This is a genomic window from Variovorax sp. 54 (assembly GCF_002754375.1).
Classification (GTDB): Bacteria; Pseudomonadota; Gammaproteobacteria; order Burkholderiales; family Burkholderiaceae_C; genus Variovorax.
Genome location: NZ_PEFF01000001.1, coordinates 2,437,928 through 2,461,033, shown reverse-complemented (window position 1 = coordinate 2,461,033; position 23,106 = coordinate 2,437,928). Strand labels below are relative to the sequence as shown.

22 protein-coding genes are annotated in these 23,106 nt (G+C 69.6%); 7 read left to right on the top strand and 15 right to left on the bottom strand.

Annotated elements, in window-relative coordinates; all coding sequences use genetic code 11:
- Nucleotides 1–2: 2 nt before the first annotated feature.
- Both CLU95_RS11280 and CLU95_RS11275 read right to left on the bottom strand, forming a co-directional pair.
- Complete coding sequence (locus tag CLU95_RS11280; RefSeq protein WP_099793133.1) at nt 3–1,154, bottom strand: anhydro-N-acetylmuramic acid kinase; 1,152 nt, start codon at nt 1,152–1,154, stop codon at nt 3–5.
- A 17-nt stretch (nt 1,155–1,171) separates the two neighbouring features.
- Nucleotides 1,172–2,518 (bottom strand): M23 family metallopeptidase, encoded by a 1,347-nt coding sequence (locus CLU95_RS11275; protein ID WP_099793131.1) that lies wholly within the window; start codon nt 2,516–2,518, stop codon nt 1,172–1,174.
- 160 nt (nt 2,519–2,678) lie between these two features.
- On the opposite strand from CLU95_RS11275, the gene tyrS reads away from it, so the two are divergent.
- Nucleotides 2,679–3,911 (top strand): tyrosine--tRNA ligase, encoded by a 1,233-nt coding sequence (tyrS, locus tag CLU95_RS11270; protein WP_099793129.1) that lies wholly within the window; start codon nt 2,679–2,681, stop codon nt 3,909–3,911.
- 52 nt (nt 3,912–3,963) lie between these two features.
- Here the strand turns inward: tyrS and CLU95_RS11265 are convergent, their stop codons facing one another.
- On the bottom strand, nt 3,964–4,578 hold the full coding sequence (locus CLU95_RS11265; RefSeq protein WP_099793127.1) for an OmpA family protein: 615 nt from the start codon (nt 4,576–4,578) through the stop codon (nt 3,964–3,966).
- A 4-nt stretch (nt 4,579–4,582) separates the two neighbouring features.
- On the bottom strand, nt 4,583–5,068 hold the full coding sequence (locus CLU95_RS11260) for a FecR family protein (RefSeq protein ID WP_099793125.1): 486 nt from the start codon (nt 5,066–5,068) through the stop codon (nt 4,583–4,585).
- Between the two features lie 148 nt (nt 5,069–5,216).
- Here CLU95_RS11260 and CLU95_RS11255 point away from each other — a divergent pair, with 148 nt between their 5' ends.
- Nucleotides 5,217–6,131, top strand: a complete 915-nt coding sequence (locus CLU95_RS11255; RefSeq protein WP_099793123.1) for a cation diffusion facilitator family transporter — start codon at nt 5,217–5,219, stop codon at nt 6,129–6,131.
- Complete coding sequence (gene dtd / locus CLU95_RS11250) at nt 6,128–6,571, top strand: D-aminoacyl-tRNA deacylase (RefSeq protein WP_099793121.1); 444 nt, start codon at nt 6,128–6,130, stop codon at nt 6,569–6,571. Before CLU95_RS11255 ends, dtd begins: the two co-directional genes overlap by 4 nt.
- Here the strand turns inward: dtd and CLU95_RS11245 are convergent.
- From CLU95_RS11245 to CLU95_RS11235, 3 genes are read right to left on the bottom strand one after another with little or no spacing between them, the layout of a single operon-like run.
- The gene (locus tag CLU95_RS11245; RefSeq protein ID WP_257214602.1) at nt 6,543–7,157 is read right to left on the bottom strand and encodes a class I SAM-dependent methyltransferase; all 615 of its coding nucleotides are present in this window, start codon (nt 7,155–7,157) and stop codon (nt 6,543–6,545) included. The two genes, dtd and CLU95_RS11245, sit on opposite strands and share 29 nt — an antisense overlap.
- Nucleotides 7,158–7,172: 15 nt before the next feature.
- Nucleotides 7,173–7,640 (bottom strand): rRNA maturation RNase YbeY, encoded by a 468-nt coding sequence (ybeY, locus tag CLU95_RS11240; RefSeq protein WP_099793117.1) that lies wholly within the window; start codon nt 7,638–7,640, stop codon nt 7,173–7,175.
- A gap of 1 nt (nt 7,641) precedes the next feature.
- Nucleotides 7,642–8,592, bottom strand: a complete 951-nt coding sequence (locus CLU95_RS11235; protein WP_180288579.1) for a PhoH family protein — start codon at nt 8,590–8,592, stop codon at nt 7,642–7,644.
- A gap of 20 nt (nt 8,593–8,612) precedes the next feature.
- On the opposite strand from CLU95_RS11235, the gene ruvA reads away from it, so the two are divergent.
- The 4 genes from ruvA to CLU95_RS11215 all read left to right on the top strand — a co-directional run bounded on the left by ruvA (nt 8,613) and on the right by CLU95_RS11215 (nt 12,350).
- Entirely contained in the window at nt 8,613–9,185 is a 573-nt protein-coding gene (ruvA, locus tag CLU95_RS11230; RefSeq protein WP_099793113.1) for a Holliday junction branch migration protein RuvA, read from the top strand.
- Between the two features lie 27 nt (nt 9,186–9,212).
- On the top strand, nt 9,213–9,833 hold the full coding sequence (locus CLU95_RS11225) for a hypothetical protein (RefSeq protein ID WP_180288578.1): 621 nt from the start codon (nt 9,213–9,215) through the stop codon (nt 9,831–9,833).
- Nucleotides 9,830–10,825: a helix-turn-helix domain-containing protein gene (locus CLU95_RS11220; protein ID WP_099793111.1), complete on the top strand. Its 996-nt coding sequence runs from the start codon at nt 9,830–9,832 to the stop codon at nt 10,823–10,825. The genes CLU95_RS11225 and CLU95_RS11220 overlap by 4 nt, the downstream gene beginning before the upstream one ends.
- Nucleotides 10,826–10,943: 118 nt before the next feature.
- Nucleotides 10,944–12,350 (top strand): aldehyde dehydrogenase family protein, encoded by a 1,407-nt coding sequence (locus CLU95_RS11215; RefSeq protein ID WP_218967437.1) that lies wholly within the window; start codon nt 10,944–10,946, stop codon nt 12,348–12,350.
- 39 nt (nt 12,351–12,389) lie between these two features.
- Here the strand turns inward: CLU95_RS11215 and CLU95_RS11210 are convergent, their stop codons facing one another.
- The 8 genes from CLU95_RS11210 to CLU95_RS11175 all read right to left on the bottom strand — a co-directional run bounded on the left by CLU95_RS11210 (nt 12,390) and on the right by CLU95_RS11175 (nt 23,046).
- Nucleotides 12,390–13,541: a serine hydrolase domain-containing protein gene (locus CLU95_RS11210; RefSeq protein ID WP_218967436.1), complete on the bottom strand. Its 1,152-nt coding sequence runs from the start codon at nt 13,539–13,541 to the stop codon at nt 12,390–12,392.
- Nucleotides 13,538–15,847 (bottom strand): primary-amine oxidase, encoded by a 2,310-nt coding sequence (gene tynA / locus CLU95_RS11205; RefSeq protein WP_099793107.1) that lies wholly within the window; start codon nt 15,845–15,847, stop codon nt 13,538–13,540. Before tynA ends, CLU95_RS11210 begins: the two co-directional genes overlap by 4 nt.
- A gap of 69 nt (nt 15,848–15,916) precedes the next feature.
- Complete coding sequence (locus CLU95_RS11200) at nt 15,917–16,879, bottom strand: helix-turn-helix domain-containing protein (RefSeq protein ID WP_143605987.1); 963 nt, start codon at nt 16,877–16,879, stop codon at nt 15,917–15,919.
- Between the two features lie 127 nt (nt 16,880–17,006).
- Nucleotides 17,007–18,005 carry a Bug family tripartite tricarboxylate transporter substrate binding protein gene (locus tag CLU95_RS11195; RefSeq protein ID WP_099793103.1) on the bottom strand — a complete coding sequence of 333 codons (999 nt, stop codon included), beginning with the start codon at nt 18,003–18,005 and terminating at the stop codon, nt 17,007–17,009.
- Nucleotides 18,006–18,030: 25 nt separating this feature from the next.
- A complete protein-coding gene (locus tag CLU95_RS11190) occupies nt 18,031–19,311 on the bottom strand; it encodes an alkyl sulfatase dimerization domain-containing protein (RefSeq protein WP_099793101.1) in 1,281 nt (426 codons plus the stop codon).
- On the bottom strand, nt 19,308–20,642 hold the full coding sequence (locus tag CLU95_RS11185; protein ID WP_099793099.1) for a DUF1254 domain-containing protein: 1,335 nt from the start codon (nt 20,640–20,642) through the stop codon (nt 19,308–19,310). The genes CLU95_RS11190 and CLU95_RS11185 overlap by 4 nt, the downstream gene beginning before the upstream one ends.
- A gap of 5 nt (nt 20,643–20,647) precedes the next feature.
- On the bottom strand, nt 20,648–22,036 hold the full coding sequence (locus CLU95_RS11180; protein WP_099797223.1) for a DUF1254 domain-containing protein: 1,389 nt from the start codon (nt 22,034–22,036) through the stop codon (nt 20,648–20,650).
- A gap of 50 nt (nt 22,037–22,086) precedes the next feature.
- A complete protein-coding gene (locus CLU95_RS11175; RefSeq protein ID WP_257214805.1) occupies nt 22,087–23,046 on the bottom strand; it encodes a Bug family tripartite tricarboxylate transporter substrate binding protein in 960 nt (319 codons plus the stop codon).
- Between the last annotated feature and the right edge of the window lie 60 nt (nt 23,047–23,106).

Genomic DNA, 23,106 nt, shown 5'->3' with positions numbered 1-23,106 from the left:
TCTCAGGCGGGGTAGATCGCGCCGAGCACCCGCGCTCCGCGCGCGCCGGTCACGCTCGCGAGGTTGCCGGGTTCGCGCCGCACGGTGCGCCGGGCCAGCCACGCGAAGGCGGCGGCTTCGACCTGCTGGGGCGGCAGGCCGTGTTCCGATGAGGCCTGCACCTGCACGCCGGGCAGCAGCGCGCGCAGGCGGGTCATGAGGTGGTCGTTGAGCGCACCGCCGCCGCAGACGATTAACAAGGCGCTCTCTTTTTGATGGCTATTCAGGGCTGCCGCGCAGGTGCTCGCGGTCAGTTCGGCCAGCGTGGCTTGCACATCGGCAGGCGCCCACGCGGCCATGCCCAGATGGCCCGCAAGCCAGTCCGGATGGAATAAATCGCGCCCCGTGCTCTTCGGCGGCGCCTTGGCGAAGTACGGTTCGGCCTGCAGCCGGGCGAGCAGCTCGGGCAGCACGCGCCCGCTGGCCGCCCAGTGGCCGCCCCGGTCGAAGGGCTGGCCGAGGTGGCGCTGGCACCAGTGGTCCATCAGCGCGTTGGCGGGGCCGCAATCGAAGCCCAGCAGGGGCGCCGTCGTGCCCGCCGGCGCGTTCGTGGCGGGCAGCAGGCTCAGGTTGGAGATGCCGCCGAGGTTCAGCACGGCGACGGGCGCGTCGGGCCGGGCGAACAGCGCCTGGTGAAAGGCCGGCACCAGCGGGGCGCCCTGGCCGCCGGCCGCGAGGTCGCGGCTGCGGAAGTCGGCGACCACGTCGATGCCGCTCAGCTCGGCCAGCAGTGAGGGGTTGTTGACCTGCAGTGTGTAGCCCGTGCCGTCGAATTCGAGCGGCCGGTGGCGCACGGTCTGGCCGTGGGCGCCGATGGCGGTGACGGCGCGCGGGGCGGTGCCGGTGCTGGCCAGCAGCTGCACGACCACGTCGGCATACATCCGCGCCAGGCCGTTGCCGGCCAGGGCTGCGCGGTGCAGTTCGTTGTCGCCGGGGGTGTTGAGCGCCATCAGCTCGGCGCGCAACGCGGCGGGAAAGTCGGCGCTGGCGTGGCCGACCACCGCGAGGTGGCCGTCGTCGGAGAAATCGGCAATGACGCCGTCGACCCCGTCGAGCGAGGTGCCCGACATCAGGCCGATGAAGCGTTGCTTGGGCTGCTGCGGTGCGGCGGCCATGCCCAGGGGAGCGAGGCTCAGTCCGCGCTGGCCTGGATCACCGAGAAGGCGGCAGCCAGCTCGGTGCGGGCGCCCACGGCGATGCGTTCGAAGGCCGGGCGCAGGGCCGCGGTGATCGGTGCGCCGCCTTCTTGCGCGATCGTGGTCGGGTCCTGGTAGGCCCCGGCGACGCGGTATTCGAAGTGCAGGTGCGGGCCCGTGGCCCAGCCGGTCGAACCGACGGCGCCGATGGTCTGGCCCTGGCTCACGCTCTCGCCGGCCTTCACGTTGATGCGGCTCAGGTGGGCGTAGGCCGTCTGCTGGTTGTTGCGGTGGTTGATGATGACGATGTTGCCGTAGCCGCTTTGCGTGCCGGCGAAATCGACCGTGCCATCACCGACCGTGCGCACCGCGGTGCCCGTGGGCGCCGCGTAGTCGATGCCGTTGTGCTGGCGCCAGCTGTTCAAAATCGGGTGCATGCGCATCGCGAAGCCGCTGGACACGCGCGAGAACTCGACCGGCGAGGCCAGGTAGGCCTTGCGCAGGCTGTCGCCGTTCGGGCGGTAGTAGCTGCCCTTCTGGCCCGCGCCCGGGGGCTGGAACCAGACCGCCTGGTGGACCTTGCCGTTGTTCTCGAACTCGGCTGAGAGCACGCGGCCGCTGCGCAGCGCCTGGCCGTCGGCTTCGAAGGTCTCGTAGACCACGGCGAAGCGGTCGCCCTTGCGCAGCGAGCGCACGTCGACGTCGCCCGCGAAGATGTCGGCCAGCTGGCTCGCCACGGCGTCCGGAATGCGCGAGTCGTCGGTGGCGGCGAACAGCGAGCTGCGGATGGTGCCGCTGGCCAGGCGCGTGCCCGGCGTCAGCATGTCGCGCTCGGTGCGGGCGACAAAGCCGGTGGGCGTGCGCTCGACGACGAAACGCTTGAAGCCGCCGTCGGCATCGGGAATCCAGCGGGCGCTGAGCTTCTGGAGCTGGTTTTCCTGCGTGGCTTCGGCCGTCACGGTGCGGCCCACGCGCGCGAACAGCGCCATGCGCGCTTCGGCGTTGCCGCGCACGAAGGCGGTGGCGGCGGGGTCGGAAATGCCCAGGCGCTTCATCAGCGTGTCGGCCGTGTCGCTCGAACGCGAGATGTCGGTGCGGAACAGCGTGAAGCTGAAGTTCTCGAGCGACGCCGACTGGTCGGCGAAAGACACCGGCGCGGTGGCTTCGAGCACTTGCTGGATGGGGAGGTCGGACGCGTCGGGACCGAGCGAGGCGACCGCGAGGGTGCCGGCGCTGAGCAGCATCGCAGCGATCGCTGCGGTGATCTGCTTGGGGTAGGTCCGGAATGTGTAGGCCACGCGGGAAGCGAGAAGCTCCTCGGCGGCGAGAATGCCGTTGATCAAACTGTGGATTCCAACTCAGGTTCTGCAGGTCCGTGCTGCAAGGCCCAGTGCGTTCAGGGCGGCAGGAGACGGTGCGGAAAAAAGCGCCGCTTAGAATCCGGCGCTTGAAAAGTCGGGCTGAGTATAGCTTCGGCCACCGGAAAAACCGCCAAAAAAGCCCATGAACGCCGAATCTGTTACATCCACCCGCCTCTCCGATGGTGTAAGACAAGCCCTCGAAATATCCCTCCGAGGCGCTGACGAGCTGCTGCCGCAGGACGAGTGGGTCAAGAAGCTCCAGAAGGCGGAAGCCAGCGGCAAGCCGCTGCGCATCAAGCTGGGCCTGGACCCGACCGCACCGGATATTCATATCGGACACACGGTGGTGCTCAACAAGATGCGCCAGCTCCAGGACCTGGGGCACCGCGTGATCTTCCTGATCGGCGACTTCACCTCCCTGATCGGCGATCCCTCCGGCCGCAACAGCACCCGACCGCCGCTCACGGCCGAACAGATCCGCGCCAATGCCGAAACCTACTTCGCCCAGGCCAAGCTGGTGCTGGACGAGTCGAAGACCGAGATCCGCTACAACTCGGAGTGGAGCGACCCGCTGGGCGCGCGCGGCATGATCCAGCTGGCGGCCAAGTACACGGTGGCGCGCATGATGGAGCGCGACGACTTCAACAAGCGCTTCAAGGCCGGCCAGTCGATCTCGGTGCACGAGTTCCTGTACCCGCTGATGCAGGGCTATGACTCGGTGGCGCTCGAAAGCGACCTCGAACTGGGCGGCACCGACCAGAAGTTCAACCTGCTCGTCGGTCGTCATCTTCAGCAGGAATACGGCCAGGAGCCGCAGTGCATACTCACTATGCCGCTGCTCGAAGGGCTCGATGGCGTCGAGAAGATGTCCAAGAGCAAGGGCAACTACATCGGCATCAGCGAAGACGCCAACAGCATGTTCGCCAAGGTGCTGTCGATCTCCGACACGCTGATGTGGCGCTGGTACACGCTGCTGAGCTTCCAGTCGGTGGCGCAGATCGAGGCGCTGAAGGCCGAGATCGCGGCTGGCCGTAACCCGAAGGACGCCAAGGTCGCGCTGGCCAAGGAAATCACCGCGCGCTTCCACAACGCGGCGGCGGCCGAGGCCGCGGAGCAGGACTTCATCAACCGCAGCAAGGGCGGCGTGCCCGACGAGATTCCCGAAGTGGCGCTGAGCGGTGCACCGCTGGGCATCGGCCAGCTGCTCAAGCAGGCCAACCTGGCGGCCTCGTCCGGGGAAGGCAACCGCTTGATCGACGGCGGCGGCGTGCGGGTCGATTCGGTCGTGGTGTCCGACAAGGGCCTGAAACTGCCCGCGGGCAGCTACGTGGTGCAGGTCGGCAAGCGCAAGTTTGCGCGGGTGACCCTGAGCTGATCGACAAAAAAGGCCCCTCGGGGCCTTTTTCAATGGGCGTCAGCGCGGAGGATCAGCGGACCTCGATGGTCACGCGCCGGTTGCGCGGTTCGTCGACCTCGTCGGCGGTCGGCACGGCCAGGTCGCGTTCGCCGCGGCCCACGGCCTCGATGCGGGCGGCCGGGAACTGGCGCTCCACGAACAGCTGGGCCACTTCTTGTGCGCGTCGGCGCGACAGCTGGTCGTTCTGCTCGCCCGCACCCTTGGTGTCGGTGTGGCCGGTCACCACGATGTCGCCGCCGCTGCGGGCCAGCGCGGCCGTGAGGGCCTCGGTCATGATCTGCTGCGACGCCGCCGTGAGCGTGGCGGTGCCCACCTCGAAGAACACCGTGTAGCGCTGCGGAGGCGGCGGGCGCATGTCGAACAGGGGCTTGTTCTCGGCCTGGACCTTGGCCGCGTCGGCCTGGTCGACCACCGGTGCGCCGCTCGCGCCTACCGCGGCCGTGGCGCGCTGGTAGGGCTTGGAAAGAACTTCTTCGCCGTCCTTGGCGCGCACCACCACGGCGGAGGGCGTGCCGTCAGCCTGGGGCAGCAGCACCACGCGCGTGCCCGGCGAGGAGCAGGCGGCCAGGAACAGGGCGACCGTGGTCGCAAGAAGAAGGGAGGAGCGGCGTAACAGTGTCTGCATCTTTTCAGGGTTGGCCGTCGGCCTGCACGATGAAGTCCGTGCCGCGGATGCCGATGGTGGCGGTCTGGGTTTCGACGCGCACGGCGTCGGGGTTGGTCTTGCCGATGAGGCCGGTGATCATGCGCATCGAACCGCGCAGCAGCGACACCAGCATGCCGCCGTCGCGGGTGGTGCCGTCGAAGTGGAATTCCTTGAGGTCCATGCGCGAGGACGGGCCGACCATCAGCGTGGTGTTGTCGCGCAGCACGACGGCCGCCGACGAATCGGGGCCGGTCACGATGCGATCGACCGCGCCCAGCGCGTCGCCGGGGGCCGCGTTGCGCGTGGCGCCGGCGGCGTCGAGCAGCTGGACGCTGCCGCGCACCGACTTCACGAACCCGGCCTGCGGGGGCGTTGCTGGGGCTGCCGCAGCGGGTGCCTGGGCCTGGGCCAGGGTGGCGGCGCCGGCGATGGCGAGCCCGAGGGCGGCGGTCAAAAATTTCTTCATCATTTGCCTCTCTGTGACTGATTGCTTCGCAATGAGCGCAAATATTAAGCCGAAGGCGTTACATATGGTCACGCGGCTGATAATTCAGTCGATTCCCGCGACGTAATGCCCGCTTGCAGGGGCCCTTTTTACCTGATCCTGTTCTTTTTGCATGACGTTGACCCCTAAAACGCTGCTTCGCGTCTCTGTCGCCGTGGCCCTGCTCACCATCCTCCTGAAGGGCTGGGCCGGCTACCTGACGAACTCGATGGGCCTCATTTCGGACGCCATGGAGTCGTGCGTCAACCTCGCGAGCGCCATGTTCGCACTGGCCATGGTCACCATCGCCGAGCGCCCGGCCGACGCGGACCATCCCTACGGCCACCACAAGGCCGAGTACTTCTCGTCCGGCTTCGAGGGCCTGCTGATCGTGGCCGCCGCCATCGCCATCCTGTGGGTGTCGGTGCTGCGGCTGATGGCGCCGCAGCCGCTCGAGCAACTGGGCTGGGGCCTGGCGCTGTCGGTGATCAGCTCGGGCTTCAACGCGGCGCTGGCGTTCGTGCTGTTCCGTGCGGCGCGCGCGCACCGCTCCATTGCGCTGGAGGCCGACGGGCGCCACCTGATGACCGACGTCTGGACCTCGGTCGGCGTGCTGGTCGGCATCGTGGCCGTGCATTTCAGCGGCTGGCTCTGGCTCGATCCGCTGATCGCCATCGGCGTGGCGCTCAACATCGTGCGCGAGGGCTTCAAGCTCGTGTGGCGCTCGTCGCAGGGCCTGATGGACGAGGCGCTCGACGCCGAGACGCTCGCCACCGTGCGCGCCACGCTCGACGCCTTCGCCGCACACCATGCCGAAGGCGACCGGCTGCGCTTCGACGACATGGTGACGCGCGGCGCCGGCCAGCGCCGCTTTGCCGACCTGCACATGCACGTGCCCGGCGACTGGACCCTGCAGCGCGCCGCCAACCTGCGCGACGAACTGGAGCAGTCGCTCATGGACGCCGTGCCCGGCCTGCGCGTGACCATCCAACTGCTGCCGCTCACCATGGAAGCGCGCGCCACCCGACTCGAGGACCACCATTCATGAAAGCCGTGCTCCAGCGCGTGGCGCACGCGCGCGTCGACATCGCGGGCCAGACCGTCGGCGCCATCGAGGCCGGCCTGCTGGTGCTGCTGTGCGCCGAACGCGGCGACGCCGACAGCGTGGCCGACCGTCTGCTCGCCAAGATCCTCAAGCTGCGCATCTTCTCGGACGAGGCCGGCAAGATGAACCGCAGCGTGCAGGACATCGGCGGCGGCCTGCTGGTCGTGAGCCAGTTCACGCTGGCGGCCGACGTGAGCGGCGGCAACCGCCCCAGCTTCACGCTCGCGGCACCGCCCGACGAGGGCCGCCGGCTCTACGAGTACTTCGTGGCGCAGGCGCGCGGCGCGCATCCGGTGGTGGCGACCGGCGAGTTCGGCGCCGACATGCAGGTGCACCTGCTGAACGACGGGCCGGTCACGATCCCGTTGCAGATGACGGCGTAGGCCGGAGCAAGGCCTCCCACGCCACCTTCGGTTCGTCGTAGCGCAGCACGCGCACCTCTTCGAGGTGCTGCAGCGCCCAACCGTCGGCAAACAGCCGCTCGACCGCGGCGCGGTCGAAGAAGCGCTTGGGGAAGCCGTCCACCACGTAGAAAAAATCTTCGTCCCGCCCGCTGGCCGACGGGCCGTGCGCGCCGTGGTGCAGGTCGTTGACCGAGTTGAGGCGGCACAGCAGCACGCCACCCGGCCGCAGCACGCGGTGGATGCGCTGCACCAGCGCCAGCGTCTCGTCCCACGCGAAGTAGTGCAGCGACAGGCTCGCGAGCACCACACCGACCGTGGCGCCCTCCGCGAGCGGCCACGCCTCGCGGAAATCGCCGCAGTGGAACTCGGCCCCTGCCGGCACGCGTTGCCGCGCCTGCGCCAAGGCGTCGGACGACAGCTCGATCGCCGCCACCCGCAAACCGGCTTCGACCAACGTGGCGGTGTCGCGACCGGCCGCACAGCCCAGCTCGAGCACCGGCCCATCGCCGGCGCATTCGCGCAGCAGCGGCAGCCAGCGCGGCAACCAGGGATCGGTGTCGGGCACTGCCGCAGTCCCCAATCAGCGCCCGTACGGGCTGCGAATGCCCAGGCCCGCGAGGATCTCGATTTCGTACGCTTCCATCTCGTCCGCGTCGGCGTCGCTGGTCTCGTGGTCCCAGCCCTGCGCATGCAGCGTGCCATGCACCAGCAGGTGCGCGTAGTGCGCGGCGAGCGTCTTGCGGTTTTCCTTGGCCTCGCGCGCCACCACGGGCGCGCACAGCACCAGGTCGGCCATCACGATCGGGCCCTGCGCATAGTCGAAGGTGAGCACGTTGGTCGCGTAGTCCTTGCCGCGGAACTCGCGGTTCAGGCGCTGGCCTTCGTCGGCATCGACGATGCGCACGGTGATCTCGCCGTCGATGTCGAGTGCGTGGCGAATCCAGCGGTTCACGCTGTGGCGCGGCAGCGCGGCGCGGTGGCGCTCCACGCCCTTGAAGCGCCCGAACTGCAGCGACAGCGACAGGGCCGGAAGCAGCGAGGTCGCCATCTCAGTGGCCTCCCGCGCGCTTGCGCTGGCCGTCGTAGGCATCGACGATCTTCGCCACCAGCGGGTGGCGCACCACGTCGGCGCTCGTGAAGTGCGTGATGGCGATGCCGGCCACGCGCTTGAGCACGCGCTCGGCGTCGATCAGGCCGCTCAACTGCTGCTTGGGCAGGTCGATCTGGCTCACGTCGCCCGTCACCACCGCCTTGGCGCCGAAGCCGATGCGCGTGAGGAACATCTTCATCTGTTCCACCGAGGTGTTCTGCGCCTCGTCGAGGATCACGAAGGCGTTGTTCAGCGTGCGCCCGCGCATGAAGGCCAGCGGCGCGATCTCGAGCACGTTGCGCTCGAAGGCTTTTTGCACCTTCTCGTAGCCCATGAGGTCGTACAGCGCGTCGTACAGCGGGCGCAGGTAGGGGTCGACCTTCTGCGTCAGGTCGCCCGGCAGAAAGCCCAGGCGCTCGCCCGCTTCCACGGCCGGGCGCGTGAGCACGATGCGCTGCACCGCCGCGCGCTCCAGCGCATCGACCGCGCAGGCCACGGCCAGGTAAGTCTTGCCGGTGCCGGCCGGGCCGATGCCGAAGGTGATGTCGTGCTTGGCGATGTTGTCCAGGTACAGCGCCTGCGTGGGCGTGCGCGCGCGCAGGTCGGCGCGGCGCGTGACCAGCATGGCCGCGTCCTCGTCGCTCATCGAGCCGTCGCCGGCCAGCGTGAGCTGCACCACGGCCGGGTCGATGGCGCGCTGGGCGATCTCGTACAGCGCCTGCAGCACGTCCATGGCGCGCTGCGCGGTGGCCTTGGGGCCGTCGACCTTGAACTGCTCGTGGCGGTGCGCGATCTTCACGCCCAGGGCGTCCTCGATGCGGCGCAGGTGCGCATCCAGCGGGCCGCACAGGTGGCCGAGGCGCGAATTGTTCAGGGGGGTAAAGGTGTGTCGCAGAATCACGCCGGACATTTCAAGGAAAAAGGGCACCCATGATAGGCAAACTGACCGGCACGCTGGCAGAGCGGAATCCCCCGCAGGTGGTGGTGGACTGCAACGGCGTCGGCTACGAGGTCGATGTGCCGATGAGCACGTTCTACAACCTGCCGAACGTCGGCGCGAAGGTGTCGCTGCTCACGCACTTCGTCGTGCGCGAGGACGCACAGATTCTCTACGGCTTCGGCACCGCCGAGGAGCGGGCGGCGTTCCGCCAGCTCATCAAGATCACCGGCGTGGGCCCGCGCACCGCGCTGGGCCTGCTCTCGGGCATGAGCGTGGGCGAGCTGGCGCAGGCCATCACCACGCAGGAACTGGGCCGGCTCGTGAAGATCCCGGGCATCGGCAAGAAGACCGCCGAGCGGCTGCTGCTCGAGCTCAAGGGCAAGCTGGGCGCCGACATCGGCCTGCCGGCGCACGCCGCGTCCGACGCGCAGGCCGACATCCTGCAGGCGCTGGTGGCGCTGGGCTACAGCGACAAGGAAGCCGCGCTCGCGCTCAAGGCGCTGCCGAAGGACGCGAGCGTGAGCGACGGCATCAAGATGGCCCTCAAGTCGCTCGCCAAATAACCGGGCGACGCCAGCAGGACACGCGACATGCCGAACTGCGACTTCTACGCCACGCCCGAAGACCACGAGGGCCTGCTCACGTGGCTGTTTGCCGAAGGCAGCTGCGAGGTCCATGAACTGGGCTCCGACGTCGGCCAACCCCTGAAACGCTTCCATTCGGCCGCCGAGGTGCTGGCGCAGTTCGAGCGGCGCTACCCCAATGGCAGGAAGTGGCGCGCGGTGCGCCTGCAGCTTTGCGTGCGCGGGGCCGGGCCGCCTTTCGCGCCTCGCCGCGTGGCGCTCGATCCGAAGGCCTGCGATGGCGCCACCTTCCGCTACAGCGCCGACGGCTGGGGCCTGGTGCAGCTGTACCTTGGCGCGTTGTCCGAGGGCGACGCGCGGCTCGAGGACTCCCACACCAACCACAACACACTGAAGCGTGCCCAGGCCTGGTCGGGCACGGTGAGCGAGATGGGCGACGTCGGCGCCTGGGACTTCGCCAAGATCACCGCCTTCTCGTCGCGCCTGAACCGCGAGATCCGCAAGCAGGGCGTGGCAAAGATCGGCAGCCGCGCCATACTGCCGGGCGCGCTCAAGCTGTGGAAGTCCGGGGTGGCTTTGGGGCCCTGGAAGCCCGGCGAGCATGCGTTGCAAGGAGACACCCCGTGAGCGCTTCCTCTTTCGCCCCGCTGCCTGCACGCATGACCGGCGGCCCCCTCACGCCGCTGATGCGCGCCGAGATGCCGTTCGAGCTCGTCGGCCCGCGCCTGCAGGCCGTGTGCGGCAACTTCACGCCCGTGCCCATGCCGCGCCAGCAGACCGTGTCGGGCGGCATCGAGGTGCGGCGCGCCGGCGGGGTCGACGTGGCGCTCATCGGCCAGAACCTGCAGCGCGTGCACCGCGATGCGCAGGCGATCCGGCGCGACGACCGCGAGCATTTCTTCCTCGTGTTCCAGGACCACGGCGGCGCGCTCATGTGCCAGGGCGCGCAGCAGATCGCGGTGCAGGCCGGCGACATCGTGCTGATCGATTCGGCGCGGCCCTCGGAGTTCGTCTACGACGGCGCCAGCTCGCAGCAGGTGTCGGTGCACCTGCCGCGCGCCGACATGCTCGCGCGCTTCGGCCCCACGCTGCAGGGCGGCGTGTGCGTGCGGCGCGGCGACGCGCTGGGCTTCGCGATGCGCGCCATCCTCGCGCGCATGCTCGACAGCGGGCAGTCCGACGACGACCACCTCGTGGAGGCCTTTCTCGGCGTGTTCGGCTCGGTGCTGGTCGAGCGCGCGCGGCAGGCGCCGGCGCTGCTGTCGCGCAACGCCGGCGAGGGCGTGCTGCGCCGCGCGATGGACCACGTGGCGCTGCAGTTCCACGACCCGGCCTTCCACGCGGGCGAACTGGCGCGGCACCTGGGCGTGTCGCCACGGCTGCTGCAGCGGGCCTTCGAGGCGCTGGGCGTGTCGCCCAGCCGGCACATCCTCGACACCCGGCTGGGGGCGGCACGCGCCGCGCTCGACGCTGCAGCCCGCCGCGGCGGGCCTGCGCCGGCCATCGCACAGGTCGCCTACGACTGCGGCTTCAACGACCTGTCGTTCTTCTACCGCGAGTTCCGCAAGCGCCACGGCGTGCCGCCGGGGCGCCTGGCCCTTGGACCACTGACGCATTGACGCCTGAGTCCATTCGCTGACGTCTGGCTCCAAGACGCCGGCCCCTGCTTTGCCTACATTGACCTGCGCGCCCGCCCTGCGGCGGCGCGTTCCAGCGTCAACCTACAAGGACAAAGCAATGCAAGAGACAAGAATGACGATCGGTGGTCGCGCAGTGCCAGGCACGGCTTCCTTCGAAGTGCGCAACCCCGCCAACGGCCAGGTGATCGGCACCGCGCCGAACGGTTCGCGCGACGACCTCGCCGCCGCCGTGGCCGCCGCGCAGAAGGCCTTCACGAGCTGGTCGCGCCAATCCGACGACGAACTGGCCGCCGCCTGCCGCGCCGTGACCGAGAAGATCGGCGCGCACGCCGAAGAGCTGGCGCGCCTGCTCACGCTGGAGCAGGGCAAGCCTCTCAACGGCCTGGGTTCGCGCTGGGAGCTGGGCGGCGCCGCTGCCTGGGCCGGCGCCACCGCAGCGCTGTCGCTGCCGCCGCGTGTGCTGCAGGACAACGCGCAGGGCCACGTCGAGATCTTCCGCAAGCCCGTGGGCGTGGTCGGCTCGATCACGCCGTGGAACTTCCCCGTGCTGATCGCCGTGTGGCACGTGCTGCCGGCGCTGCGCACGGGCAACACGGTCGTCATCAAGCCTTCGCCGTACACGCCGCTGGCCACGCTGCGTTTTGTCGAGCTGCTCAACGAGGTGCTGCCCGAAGGCGTGGTCAACAGCGTGAGCTGCGACGACCGCACCTCGAACCTCGGCGCCGACATGGCGATCGACCCCGTCATCCGCAAGATCGTGTTCACCGGCTCCTGCGCCACCGGCAAGAAGGTGATGCAGTCGGCCGCCAGCACGATGAAGCGGCTCACGCTCGAACTCGGCGGCAACGACGCCGGCATCGTGCTGCCCGACGCCGACCCCAAGGCCATTGCCGAAGGCCTGTTCTGGGGCGCGTTCCTCAACAACGGCCAGACCTGCGCGGCCATGAAGCGGCTGTACGTGCACGCCAGCATTCACGACGACGTGTGCGAGCATCTCGCGGCTTTCGCAAAGCAGGTGCCGATGGGCGACGGCATGGACGAAAAGAATGTGCTCGGCCCGGTGCAGAACCGCATGCAGTTCGACAAGGTCGCGCGGCTCGTGGCCGACGCCAAGACCAAGGGCCAGCTGCTCACCGGCGGTGAGCCGGGCGAGGGCCTGTTCTTCCCCGCGACCATCATCGCGGGCCTGAAGAACGGCGATGCGCTGGTCGACGAAGAACAGTTCGGGCCCGCGCTGCCCATCATTCGCTACACCGATGTCGAAGAGGCCATCCGCGCTGCCAACGACAGCGAGAACGGCCTCGGCGGTTCTGTGTGGTCGAAGGACATCGAACACGCCAAGCGCATCGCGTCGCGCCTGGAGTGCGGCTCGGTGTGGATCAACAAGCACGGCGCCATCCAGCCCAACGCGCCCTTCGGCGGCGTGAAGGCCTCGGGGCTCGGCGTGGAGTTCGCGGAAGAAGGGCTGAAGGAGTACACCGACGCGCAGGTGATCTTCTCCTGACGACTTGAGTGTGAGCGTGGCGGGCGCCACGCTCACAGGCTAGTTGCGCAGCGCGGCGGTCAGTGCGCCGAGCAGCGCATCGGTCTCGATGAGGCTCGGCGGATGGATCGGCGCCGGCCACGTGCTGTGGATCGCGACCACGAGCCGTTCCTTCGGGTGGATGTAGATCTGCTGGCCGAAGATGCCGAGCGCGGCGAACAGGCCGCCGTCGAGTTCGGGCAGCGCCTTCGCGTCGGTCGGGAAGGTCCACCACTGGTAGCCGTACCCCATCGGTTCGAAGCCCGCGAGCGTGCCGGGCGCGAGGTGGCTGGCCGCATCGACGCGCGTGGCGTCGGCCACCCAGCCATGGGGCAGCACCTGCTGGCCGCCGGCCACGCCGCCGCCGAGCACGAACAGGCCGAAGCGCCCGAAGTCGCGCAGCGTGGCGTTCACGCCGCTGCCGGTGAACTCCTGGCCATCGACCGCATCGAGCTGCCAGTAGGCATCGGCCTCCATGCCGAAGGGCGCCCAGATTTTTTCCGAGAGGTAGTCGCTGATCGGCCGGCGGATCGCACTGGCCAAAATCTCGCCGACCAGGCAGGTTTCGCCGGTGCTGTAGTTGAAGCGCGTGCCCGCCGGTGCCACGCGCGGGCGTTGCGCCATGAACTTCAACACCGCGCCCTTTTCCTGCGTGAGCTGCACGCGCATCAGCTGGCGCCGGTCGGAGTCGGCGTCGAGGTAGTCCTCGTTCCAGGCCACGCCCGAGCTCATCTGCAGCACCTGCTTCACTGTCACGTCGTCGTACGCCGAGCCGCGCAGCGCGGGCAGGTAGCGCACCACCGGGTCGTCGAGGCTGTCGATGTGGCCGTCTTTCACAGCCGCGCCGACCAGCGTGGAGGTCAGCGATTTTGCGACCGAGAACGACAGCCACTTCGTCGCCGCGTCGTTGCCCATGGCGTAGCGTTCGAGCACGACGTCGCCGTCCTTGAGCACCAGCAGCCCGGTTGTGTGGTTGCGCGTCATGAAGCCGTCGATGCCGAAGCGCTGGGCATCGACCGGCCTGCCCTCGGGCAGCGGATGCACGTGCGTGCCGCGCCGGATCGCGCGCGTCGCGTAGAGCCGGTCCATCTGGCGGTAGGTCGGCGCCTGCAGCGCGGGCGGCAGCGTCATCAGGTCTTCGTAGTGGCCGATGGCCTCGTCGGGCGCTGTCATTTCGCAGCAGGCCGGTTCAGCCCCAGCGTCGGCGTCTCGTCGAAGAAGTTCCAGGGCTTGAGCAGCGCATGCACCCACTCGGTCGGCATGATCGGCCACTCCTCGGCGCGCGCGACGTGCGTGGTGCCGGTGGTGAGCCACACCACGTTGTCGGTGTTCACGATCTCCTGGTTGTCGGCCGTGAACTGGCCCAGGCCTGTGTCCTTGTTCGAACGGTTCGGGTACTTGCCTTCGGGGAACAGCTCTTCGGGGTCGTAGCGCGTCACCCAGAGCTGGCGGTCCATGAAGCTCAGGCGGTGGTTGATCCACTCGTCCTTCGCGAAGTTCGCGCCCTTGGCAATCGGGTGCGTGCCGCCTGCGTACGGCACCAGCTGGTACGACACCGGGTTGCCGACCTTGTTGTTCTTCGCCGGGTTGCTCAGCAGGCGGATGGTCGAGGGGTCGAACTTCTGCGCCGCCTGCTGCTCGGTGCGCACCGTGCGCTGCACCGTCTGCATGGTGCTGGTGCGCGGGCCGCCGCGCGTGTTGGGCAGCACCACGGGGTCGACCTCGGTGAGCGTGTTCTGCTCGCCGTCCACATCGAGGTCGAGGCGGAAGTTGTAGATGTGCTGGTGCGTGGTGCCGACGATGTGGTGGTCCAGCAGCGTGCCGTAGCGCGTGTCCTCGGCGGCCGTGGGGTCCTGCATGGTGCGCGCCTTCACGCCCTTGACGGCTTCGATGCCGGTGGCGCCGGCGTGGATGCCGATGGTGCCGTTCTCGGCGAACACCCAGTCGAACAGGTAGTCGTAGTTGCCCACCGTGCTGATCCAGCGCACCACCAGCTCGCGCCGCTCGGTGCTGATGTTGGGCTTGCCCATTTCCTGGTGCTTGAACTCGGGGTCGGCGTAGCGCTCGAAGACCGCGATGGCGCGCGGCACCTTGGTGGGCGCGCCGGTGTAGTCGGCCAGCGTGGCGTCCAGCAGCACGGCGTTCTGCGGCGCGTCCTTGTTCGGCTCGATGGGCGAGGTGAGCGTGCCCATGCCGTACTCGCCCGAGTCGAGGTAGGCCTTGAAGTACCAGCCGGTGTCGGGGTCGCCGTAGGGCACGATCATGCCGCCCAGCGAGCCCTCGTACATCACCTTGCGCTTCGTACCCTTGTCGTTGTACGTGACGGTGGACAGCACGAGGCCCACGCGCGAGTCGAGCCGCACATGGAAGTCCCAGTTGCGCCAGTGCATCGTGTGGCCGGTGATCGTGTAGTTCTTGCCCTCGGGCTCGGTGATCTCCAGCGGCTTGGGCGCGGGCGTGGCCGCGCGGTCGCGCCCGTCGTAGGGCGTGGGCTTGAGCGGCACAGGCACCAGGCCGCCGTCCTCGATCTTGATGACCTTCTTCTGCTCCAGGTCGACCACCGCCACCAGGCCCTCGATGGGGTGCGCCCAGTAGTTGCCGTCGCCCACGTCCAGGTAGCTCGCCACCTTCAGCAGGCGGTCTTCCTGGCGCAGCGAATCCTTGCCGTCGAAGTAGCCCACGGTGAGCGGCGTGGCGACCACCTTCTTCACGTCGTCGATGCCGCGCGTGGCGAGCGCCTTGGCGTAGTCGGGGCTGGCCTCGATGGCGGTCTGCACGGTGGCGAAGTCGTCCAGCAGCACCATGCCGTGCGCGCCCTCGATGGGCTTCCATGCGGTGAGCGTGCGCGCCGCGAGATCGACCGTGCCTTCGATGACCTTCTTGCCGTCGAGCGCCACGAACGCCGCCTGGCGCGGCGCGCGCACGGGCTGGCCGGTGAGCGCGAAGTTCCAGACCTCGTCCTTGGGCGGGCGCTTGACGCTGATCTCGGTGAAGCGCAGGCCGGTCTTGTAGCGACCCGAGGCTTTCAGCACCTCGAGCGCGGTCTTGATCTCGGCCTCGGTGAGCGGGTTCAGCGGGTTGGGCACGCGCTCGACCACGAAGGTGGTGTCCAGGCTCGACTGGAACACCTGGTTCACGAAGTCGTGCGGCACGTAGGCCGCGCCCTTGCGCATGACGACGGGTACGTCGAGCTGCATCGGCTGGCCGTTGACCAGCGCCGTCTTCGAGCCGGGTTTCAGGCGCACCAGCGTGCCGTTGCGCGCCACGGTGAACACATTGGCAAAGCTGTCCCAGCGCAGCGTGCCGCCGAAGTCTTCCACCGTTTTCTTCAGCGGCACCATGTGCGCCGCGCCGCCGTGGGCCCGGGCCGGCTCAGTGCTCAGGGTGCCGAGGGCGAGCGCCAAAGCGGTGGCCAGGGCGGTGCCCAGGAGACGCCGCGCGGCCCCGCGGACCGGCGTTCGGTGGAAACTGCTGCGCATGGCTGCATCCTTCTTCGCATGTTGTGGTGGACAACCGCGAAGTTAAGAGCGCCGCCGGCGCAGGCGTTATCAAGATTTGGCAAACCATCGCGCGCGCGTGGCCGATGGCAGTTCGCCGAACAGGCGCGCGTAGTCGATGGCAAAGCGCGACAGGTGCCAGAAGCCCCAGCGCGCGGCGATGTCGCCGATGGTGTCATCGCGGCAGGCCTGCATCTCGCAGCGCACGCGGTTCAGGCGCATCACGCGCAGGTAGGTGACGGGGCTCAGGTGCAGCACGTCCTCGAAGGCGTACTGCAGCGAGCGGCGCGACACGCCCGTGGCCGCGCACAGGTCGGGCACGCTGATGGGCTCGTCGGCGTGCGCCTGCATGTACTCGCGGGCCTTCGCCACGATGTGGCGGCGCGCCGCCGAGCTGGCGGGCAGCCGGGCCTCGAAGGCCTCGGAGCCCATGCACTGCAGCACCGCGTCGGCCAGCGACAGCGACAGCATGTGGCGCGCGGCCGGCTGTTCCAGCTGCGCGAGGTTGTCGCGCGCCAGCGACAGGGCGGCGCCCAGCAGGCGGGTGAAGGCGGTCTCGTCGAAGCCGGGGTGCTGCACCGGCGCGGGCACCGGCATGCGCAGCGCGAAGTCGGGGCCGAACAGCGTGGCGGCGAGGTCGGCCAGCGGTTCGGTGTCGACGCACACGGCCATCAGGTCCATGCCGGCACCGGCCAGCAGCTCGAACTCGCGCTGCGGCGACAGCGCAATGAGCCGTCGCCCGTCGAGGTCATGGCCGCAGTACCAGCTGCCGGGGGCCGTCACGTCGATCACGGCCAGGCACAGGGCGCCCGGTCGGCCGAGGCCGTGCTGCAGCACCGTCTGGTTGGCGTGTTCGTGGAACACCTGCACGAAATCCAGGTGCAGGTCTTCGGACAGTCCCTCGAAGCGGCCGTTCGACAGCTGCTCGTAGTGCTGCTTCCAGCTGCCCACGCCCGAGGCTTGGGCCTGGGCTTCGGCGGTGAGTTGTCGGCTGAAATGAAGAAGCTCGGTCATGGTGCGCGCTGGCGCAGTTGCCATCGCCCAGCCGATGAGCAGAAACCGTGCCTGTCAGCGCGCAGTGTGTGGGAAGCGCCGCCGGCCGACCACGTTGCTTACCCTTGGTCAGGCCGGCCCGGGGCGCCTACTCAAGCGTCAGCCCGATGTCCTTCACCAGCGCGCCCCAGTCCCGCAGGTCGTTCCGGATCGTGGTGGCGAACTGCTCGGGCGTGTTCTGCGGCAGGTCGTTGAAGTTCAGCTCGTACATGCGGCGCACCACCGCGGGGTCGCGCAGCACCTGGTTCACGGCTTCGTTGAGCTTCTTCACGATCGCCGGCGGCGTCTTGGCCGGCGCCATCAGGCCGTACCAGGCGTAGGTGGTGAAGGGGTAGCCGCTCTCGGTCATGGTCGGCACGTCGGGCAGCATCGGGATGCGCGAGGGGCCGCTGTTGGCCAGGGCCCGGATGCGGCCGGCGCGCACGATCTCCACGGTCGACGAGATGTCGGCGAACGCCGCATCCACCTGGCCGCCCACCAGGTCCTGCACGCAGGGGCCGCTGCCCTTGTAGGGCACGTGCGTCATCACGAGGCCGGCCGGCTTCTTCAGGCTTTCCATCGCCAGGTGGCCGCCCGAGCCGTTGCCCCACGAGCAGTAGCTGAGCTTGTCGGGGCGCGCCTTGGCGTAGGCGACGAACTCCTGGATCGTCTTCACCGGCAAGTCCTTGCGCACCACCAGCAGGTTGCCGCCGCGCCCGACCTGCGCCACCGGCATGAAGTCTTTCAGCGGGTCGTAGGGCAGCTTCTTGTAGAGGCTGGGGTTCACCACCATCGTCGCGGCGTAGGTGAACAGCAGCCGGTAGCCGTCGGGCGTGGAACGCGCCACCACCTCGCTGCCGAGGATGCCGTTGGCGCCCGGGCGGTTGTCGACCACGAAGGGCTGCTTCAGGATCTTGCCGAGGCCGTCGCCGATGATCCGCGCCATGGTGTCGGTGCCGCCGGCCGGCGCGGTGGGCACCACCAGCGTCACGGGCTTGTCGGGGTAGCTGGCGTCGCCTTGCGCGTGGCTGGCGGCGGCCAAGGCGGCCAGGGAACAGGCGACCAGCGTGCGCAGGCCGAAGCGGAAGTGTTGTTGTGTGGTTGTCATGGTCCGTGTCTCCGATGGAAAGGCCTCAGCGGATGCCGAAGCGCGCCTGCGTGCCCTGTTCGATCATGTCCGCGCCCACGCGGTACAGGTTGCGCGAGACGTAACTGGGCACTTCACGCGCCCGCTCGCGCAGCCATTCGGCCTTGAGCGAGCGCGCCTCGGCGATCTCGAGCGCGTCGCCCTCGGCGGTGGCCAGCAGGTCGATCACGTGCAGCGCGAGCTGCCACTGCTTGGCTACCGCCAGCGTGCGCGCCTGGTCGATCACGCCGCGCTTGTCGGTGATGGCGTCGGCCACCGCGCGGCCGATGGCCTCGGGTGCGGCCGGATGCAGCGAGGTCGGGTTGCGGTCCCACCAGCCGTTCTCCGAGCGGTAGATGTCGCGCACGATGTAGCCGGGGTCGCCGTAGGTGGGCTTCATCCACTCGACCGCGAACAGCGCGTCGGGGAAGCGGATGCGCGCCAGGATGTCGCGCTCGTTGAGCCCCTCGTTCATGAGCCGCACCACCTCGGCGCGCAGCCAACGCAGCGCGCGGGCCGTGTGCAGGAGCACGTGCTGCACCTGGTCTTCGCCTTCGAGCGTGGCGCCGAATTCGCGCACCGCCTTGCGCGGGGTCAACGCCGCCAGCGCCTCCAGCGTGTCGGCCCAGCGCACCGTGTCGCGCATGGTGCGAAAGGGCGTGCCGATGTTGGGAATGGAGTCGATCAGCGCCGCGCCGCCGTACAGCACGCGCTGCGCGGGGCTCCACAGCGCGATCGCGTCGTCGGTTTCCGAGGGCGCCCAGCGCAGCTCGATGCGGCGCTCGCCGCTGCCGATCTGCAGCACGTCGTCGAAGGTCTCGGTGGGCGGGTGCGTCACCAGCCGGTGGTCGAAGAAGCCCGGCGGGCGGTTGAACTGGATCTCGGCCATGCGGTGCTGCAGGGCCATCGTCTCGCCGTAGCGCGCGAGGCGGCGCGGCACATTGCGGTGCGCAATGATCCGCGGCGGCGCATCGCCGCGCGCGGCGGCATGGGCCAGCCACATCGGCACACCGGCGTTGTAGCCGATGTGGCCGTGGCTGAAGCACAGCGCATGCACCGGCGCGTCGCTGAGCTGGCGCAGCGCGTCGATCATGCCCTGCGTCACCGAGCCGCCCGGGCCGGCATCGATCACGACCAGGCCCGCGTCGGTCTCGGCCACGAACGACTGCCCCTGCCCACGCAGGATGTGCAGGCCCGGCGCCACGGTCTCGGTGCCGGTGCCGACGATGAGGAAGGGCTTTTCTTTTTCTTCTGCTGCTGCTTGGGGTTTTTCAACGGTGGTGGTCATGCGGAATCCTTGGTGACGGTGAGGGGCGGCAGCACATAGCGGCCGTCGAGCAGTTCGGCGCGCGGCACATAGGCGCGCAGGCAGAGGTAGAAGTGGCCTTCGGGCGCCGGCAGCCAGTTGGCGAGTGCGGCCTCACCCTCGGGACGCGCGTGCTGGATGTGCAGCGTGAGCCCGCCGTCCGCATCGCGCCGCAGCCCCGGCGTGCGGTCGCCGATGGCGTAGCGGTCGATCGGGTTGTCGACCAGCATGTAGTCGCGCGTGTCGTACATCGTGAGCGACCAGAAGGCGTCGACCGGCGGCAGCGCGTCGGGCGCGAAGCGTAGTGTGTAGCGGCGCTGGCCGGTGAGGGCTTCGCCGGTCGCGTCGTGCCAGGCCATCGGGTAGGTGGCCTCGCGGCTTTCGAGCATGCCGATGTACTTGAGCGCGATCAGCGCGCGCGCCAGGTGGTCGTCGCCGAAGGAGCCTTCCACCAACGGCATCTGCACCCAGCCTGAGGCCGTGGTGCGGCCCGACTGCGCCTCGCGCAGCCGTGGCAGCACGGTGTCGAGCGCGGCCTGCAGCGCGGCGCGCTGGCCGTCGTCGAGCGCGCCTGCATCGGGCCCGATCCCGAGCGCGGCATAGCGCGCGAGCCGCGCCGCATCGCCGGCCGGCGCTGCGTTGTCGCGCAGCGCCGCGTTCACCTGCGCGGCGAAGTGCTCCGCCGTGAGCGGTGCCTTCGGATCGCAGGCCGGATCGAAAGCGCGCGGCGCCGAGGCGCGGCCGGCCTGCCAGTCGGCCAGCGTGCGCACGAGAAAGCCGTCCTGCAGCGCGTTGACGGCCGGCACGTCCTGCGGGCCGTCGACCAGCAGGCGCCCGATGATCCACAGCCAGCGCGTGGGCGCTTCGATGCGCGCGCCCGGTGCGTCGAAGGCGGCGGGCAGCGTGCCGCGCCATCCCGGTGGCGTGACCACGAAGGAGCGTGCCGCCGTGCCCGTGAGGCGCTGCCCGAGATGGGCAAAGGGGTTGGTGAAGAAGTCGAGCAGGCCCAGGACGTAGTAGCGGCCGGCGGTGTCGGGCACGTCGATCACGAGCGGGCCGTCGCCCAGGTCGAGCCAGGCGTTGGTGTAGAGCGTGTCGTTGTTCGGCGTGACGACGCGGCTCTTGCCCGCGCGCAGCAGCTGGCGCGCGTGCGTGAACACGTTGCACCAGCGCTGCGGTCGCGGCGCCTCGCCGGCGGCATCGGTGCGCTGCGGCGAGGTGGCCGCGCGCATGCGGCACATCTCGTAGAGCGGGTAGGCGTAGACCACGGCCTCTTCGGCCACGGCGTGCAGGGTGTCGGTGTGGGGCTGCATCGTGCTCAGTCCTGCTGTGCCTGCAGCGCGGGGATGCGCCAGCTCTGCACGCCTTCGCGCGGGTAGTACATGCGCAGGATCAGGTAGAAGCGCCCGGCCGGCGCCGGCAGCCAGTTGGCGGCATCGGCGGGGCGCGCGTGGCTCACCACCAGCTCCAGGCTGCCGTCGGCGCCGCGCTTCAGGCCGGGCGTGCGGTCGCCGATGGCATGGCGGCGGATCTCGTTGGGGTAGAGGAAGCGGTCGGTGTCGTACAGCGTGACCGACCAGAAGGCGTCCGCGGGCGGCAGGTCGCCGGCCTCGAAGCGCATCGCATAGCGGTGCTGGCCGTCCAGCGGTTCCTGCTTCGCGTCGTGGTGCGCGGCGGCGTACACCGCCTCGCTGGTGGCCAGCGCGCCCAGGCCCAGGTAGGCGGTGCGCGCGCGGCCGAGGAACTCGTTGCCGTAGCGGCCGGTGGCCGGTGTCATCGACCAGGGCTTGGGCCGGCGGTTGCGGCCCACCGCGCCGACCAGCTGCGCGCCCTCGGCGAAGCCTTCGATGAGGCCTTCGCGCAGCGGTGCTTCGAGCGCGTCCCACGAGAACGCGGCGTTCGCCAGCAGGCCGCCCTGGCCGAACCACGCCACGAGGCCGCGGTCTTCCACGCGGCCCGGCGCCTCGGCCAGCGCGTGGCACACGTTGGTGAAGAAGCGCGGCGCCACGTCAGCGGCCGGCTCGCCGTGCTCGAAGGCAGCGGCCATGGCGTCTTCGTGCGGGCCAGCCCACTGTTCGATGGCCGCCGGGCGGCCCTGCAGCACGGTGCCGGGTGCGGGCTTCAGTTGGATCTCCGACTGCAGCGCGCGCGCGGCCGGCCAGTCGCTTTCATCACCCACGAGGATGCGGCCGATGAGCCAGATCAGGTGGGTCGGGCAGCGCACCACGCGGTGGGCGGCGAGCGATTCCGGCACGGTGCCGCCGGGGCCCACGAGCACCACGGTTTCGCCGTCGGGGTTGCAGTTGCGTGGGCCGAGGTTCTCGAAGTTCTCGGTGTAGGCGTCGTACAGCGGCAGCACGAAGTAGCGCCCCGGATGGCGCGACGACGCGGGCACCGTGAGCAGCATCGGCCCGTCGGCCAGGTGCAGCCAGGCCATGGTGTAGAGCAGGTCGTTGGCGGGCGTGACCACGTCGCGGTCCTGGTCGGTGGACGGGCGCGGCGCGTGGTGCAGCGTGTTCATCGGCGCGCGCACATCGGAGCCGGCCGAGGCGCCGCTGCGGCGTTCGGCACGCGGCGCGGTCTGCATCGCGCAGGTGCGGTAGGTCTCGGTGAGCGGATAGCCGTAGACGAAGGCGGCCAGGCCGATGGAGCGGGCGAGCGCCTTGCGGGCGACGGCGATGTCGGGCGTGGAGACGGGAGCGTTCATGAAAAAGACCTCGGAGCTGGGGTTCGGAAAAGAGAGTGCAAAGAGACGGCTCAATCGAGCTTCACGCCCGTGGCCTGCGTGAGCTTCATCGTCACGGGCAGGAAGGCCTTGTAGGCCGCGGTGGCTTCGGGCGGCAGGTTGCCCACGGGCTCGGCGCCGAGCTCCTCGATGCGCCGGCTCACCTCGGGCTGGCGCACCACCGCGCTGACCTCGCGGCCCAGGCGCTCGATGACGGCATCGGGCGTCTTCGCCGGCGCCATCAGCGAGGTCGGGCCGGTCATGGCGTAGACCTCGTCGGGGTAGCCCTGCTCGGCGAAGGTCGGCACGTCGGGCAGCGCGCGGGCGCGCCGGGTGCCGGCCACGGCCAGCGGGCGCAGCTTGCCGGCCTTGATGTACGGCTGCAGCGTGGTGATGGAGCCCACGGTCATCTGGATCACGCCGCCGATCAGGTCGATCGCCATCGGGCTCTCGCCCTTGTAGGGCACGTGCATGGTCTGCAGGCCGTAGGCCTTGTCCATGTACACCTGCACCTGGTGCGGCTGCGTGCCCGGGCCCCACGAGCCCATGGAGTACTTGCCGGGCGTGGCTTTCACGGTGGCGACGAGGCTCTTGAAGTCGGTGGCCTGCACCGAAGGGTGCACCGCCAGCACGGTGCGCGTGGTGGCGATGTCCGACACCATGCGCAGGTCGGTGCGCGGGTCGTAGGGCAGCTTGCTGTAGAGCACCAGGTTTGCTGTGACGGGGCCCGGCACCGTGAGCAGCAGCGTGTAGCCGTCGGGCGGGCTCTTGGCGACGTAGTCGGTGCCGATGATCCCGCCCGCGCCGCTGCGGTTCTCGACCACCACCGGCTGGCCGAGCCGCTTGGACAGCCCCTCGGCCACGAGCCGCGCGAGGATGTCTGTCGAGCCGCCCGCCTGGTACTGCACGATGATGCGCACGGGCTTGGAGGGGAAGGGCGCCTCCGTGGCGGCCGCTGCCATGCCTGCCGCGATGGCCAGCGCCGCGCCCATGCCGAGTGCGCGCCCCAATCCATTCTTCAATGTCGTCGTCATGCGATGTCTCCGGTGGTT

Coding starts and splice junctions, on each gene's coding strand:
- CLU95_RS11190 (WP_099793101.1), bottom strand. CDS start 19,311: ATGACCACCACCGTTGAAAAACCCCAAGCAGCAGCAGAAGAAAAAGAA.
- CLU95_RS11260 (WP_099793125.1), bottom strand. CDS start 5,068: ATGATGAAGAAATTTTTGACCGCCGCCCTCGGGCTCGCCATCGCCGGC.
- CLU95_RS11175 (WP_257214805.1), bottom strand. CDS start 23,046: ATGGGCGCGGCGCTGGCCATCGCGGCAGGCATGGCAGCGGCCGCCACG.
- CLU95_RS11255 (WP_099793123.1), top strand. CDS start 5,217: ATGACGTTGACCCCTAAAACGCTGCTTCGCGTCTCTGTCGCCGTGGCC.
- CLU95_RS11185 (WP_099793099.1), bottom strand. CDS start 20,642: ATGCAGCCCCACACCGACACCCTGCACGCCGTGGCCGAAGAGGCCGTG.
- dtd (WP_099793121.1), top strand. CDS start 6,128: ATGAAAGCCGTGCTCCAGCGCGTGGCGCACGCGCGCGTCGACATCGCG.
- CLU95_RS11235 (WP_180288579.1), bottom strand. CDS start 8,592: ATGTCCGGCGTGATTCTGCGACACACCTTTACCCCCCTGAACAATTCG.
- ybeY (WP_099793117.1), bottom strand. CDS start 7,640: ATGGCGACCTCGCTGCTTCCGGCCCTGTCGCTGTCGCTGCAGTTCGGG.
- CLU95_RS11195 (WP_099793103.1), bottom strand. CDS start 18,005: ATGACAACCACACAACAACACTTCCGCTTCGGCCTGCGCACGCTGGTC.
- ruvA (WP_099793113.1), top strand. CDS start 8,613: ATGATAGGCAAACTGACCGGCACGCTGGCAGAGCGGAATCCCCCGCAG.
- CLU95_RS11200 (WP_143605987.1), bottom strand. CDS start 16,879: ATGACCGAGCTTCTTCATTTCAGCCGACAACTCACCGCCGAAGCCCAG.
- CLU95_RS11265 (WP_099793127.1), bottom strand. CDS start 4,578: ATGCAGACACTGTTACGCCGCTCCTCCCTTCTTCTTGCGACCACGGTC.
- CLU95_RS11225 (WP_180288578.1), top strand. CDS start 9,213: ATGCCGAACTGCGACTTCTACGCCACGCCCGAAGACCACGAGGGCCTG.
- CLU95_RS11215 (WP_218967437.1), top strand. CDS start 10,944: ATGCAAGAGACAAGAATGACGATCGGTGGTCGCGCAGTGCCAGGCACG.
- tynA (WP_099793107.1), bottom strand. CDS start 15,847: ATGCGCAGCAGTTTCCACCGAACGCCGGTCCGCGGGGCCGCGCGGCGT.
- CLU95_RS11280 (WP_099793133.1), bottom strand. CDS start 1,154: ATGGCCGCCGCACCGCAGCAGCCCAAGCAACGCTTCATCGGCCTGATG.
- tyrS (WP_099793129.1), top strand. CDS start 2,679: ATGAACGCCGAATCTGTTACATCCACCCGCCTCTCCGATGGTGTAAGA.
- CLU95_RS11180 (WP_099797223.1), bottom strand. CDS start 22,036: ATGAACGCTCCCGTCTCCACGCCCGACATCGCCGTCGCCCGCAAGGCG.
- CLU95_RS11210 (WP_218967436.1), bottom strand. CDS start 13,541: ATGACAGCGCCCGACGAGGCCATCGGCCACTACGAAGACCTGATGACG.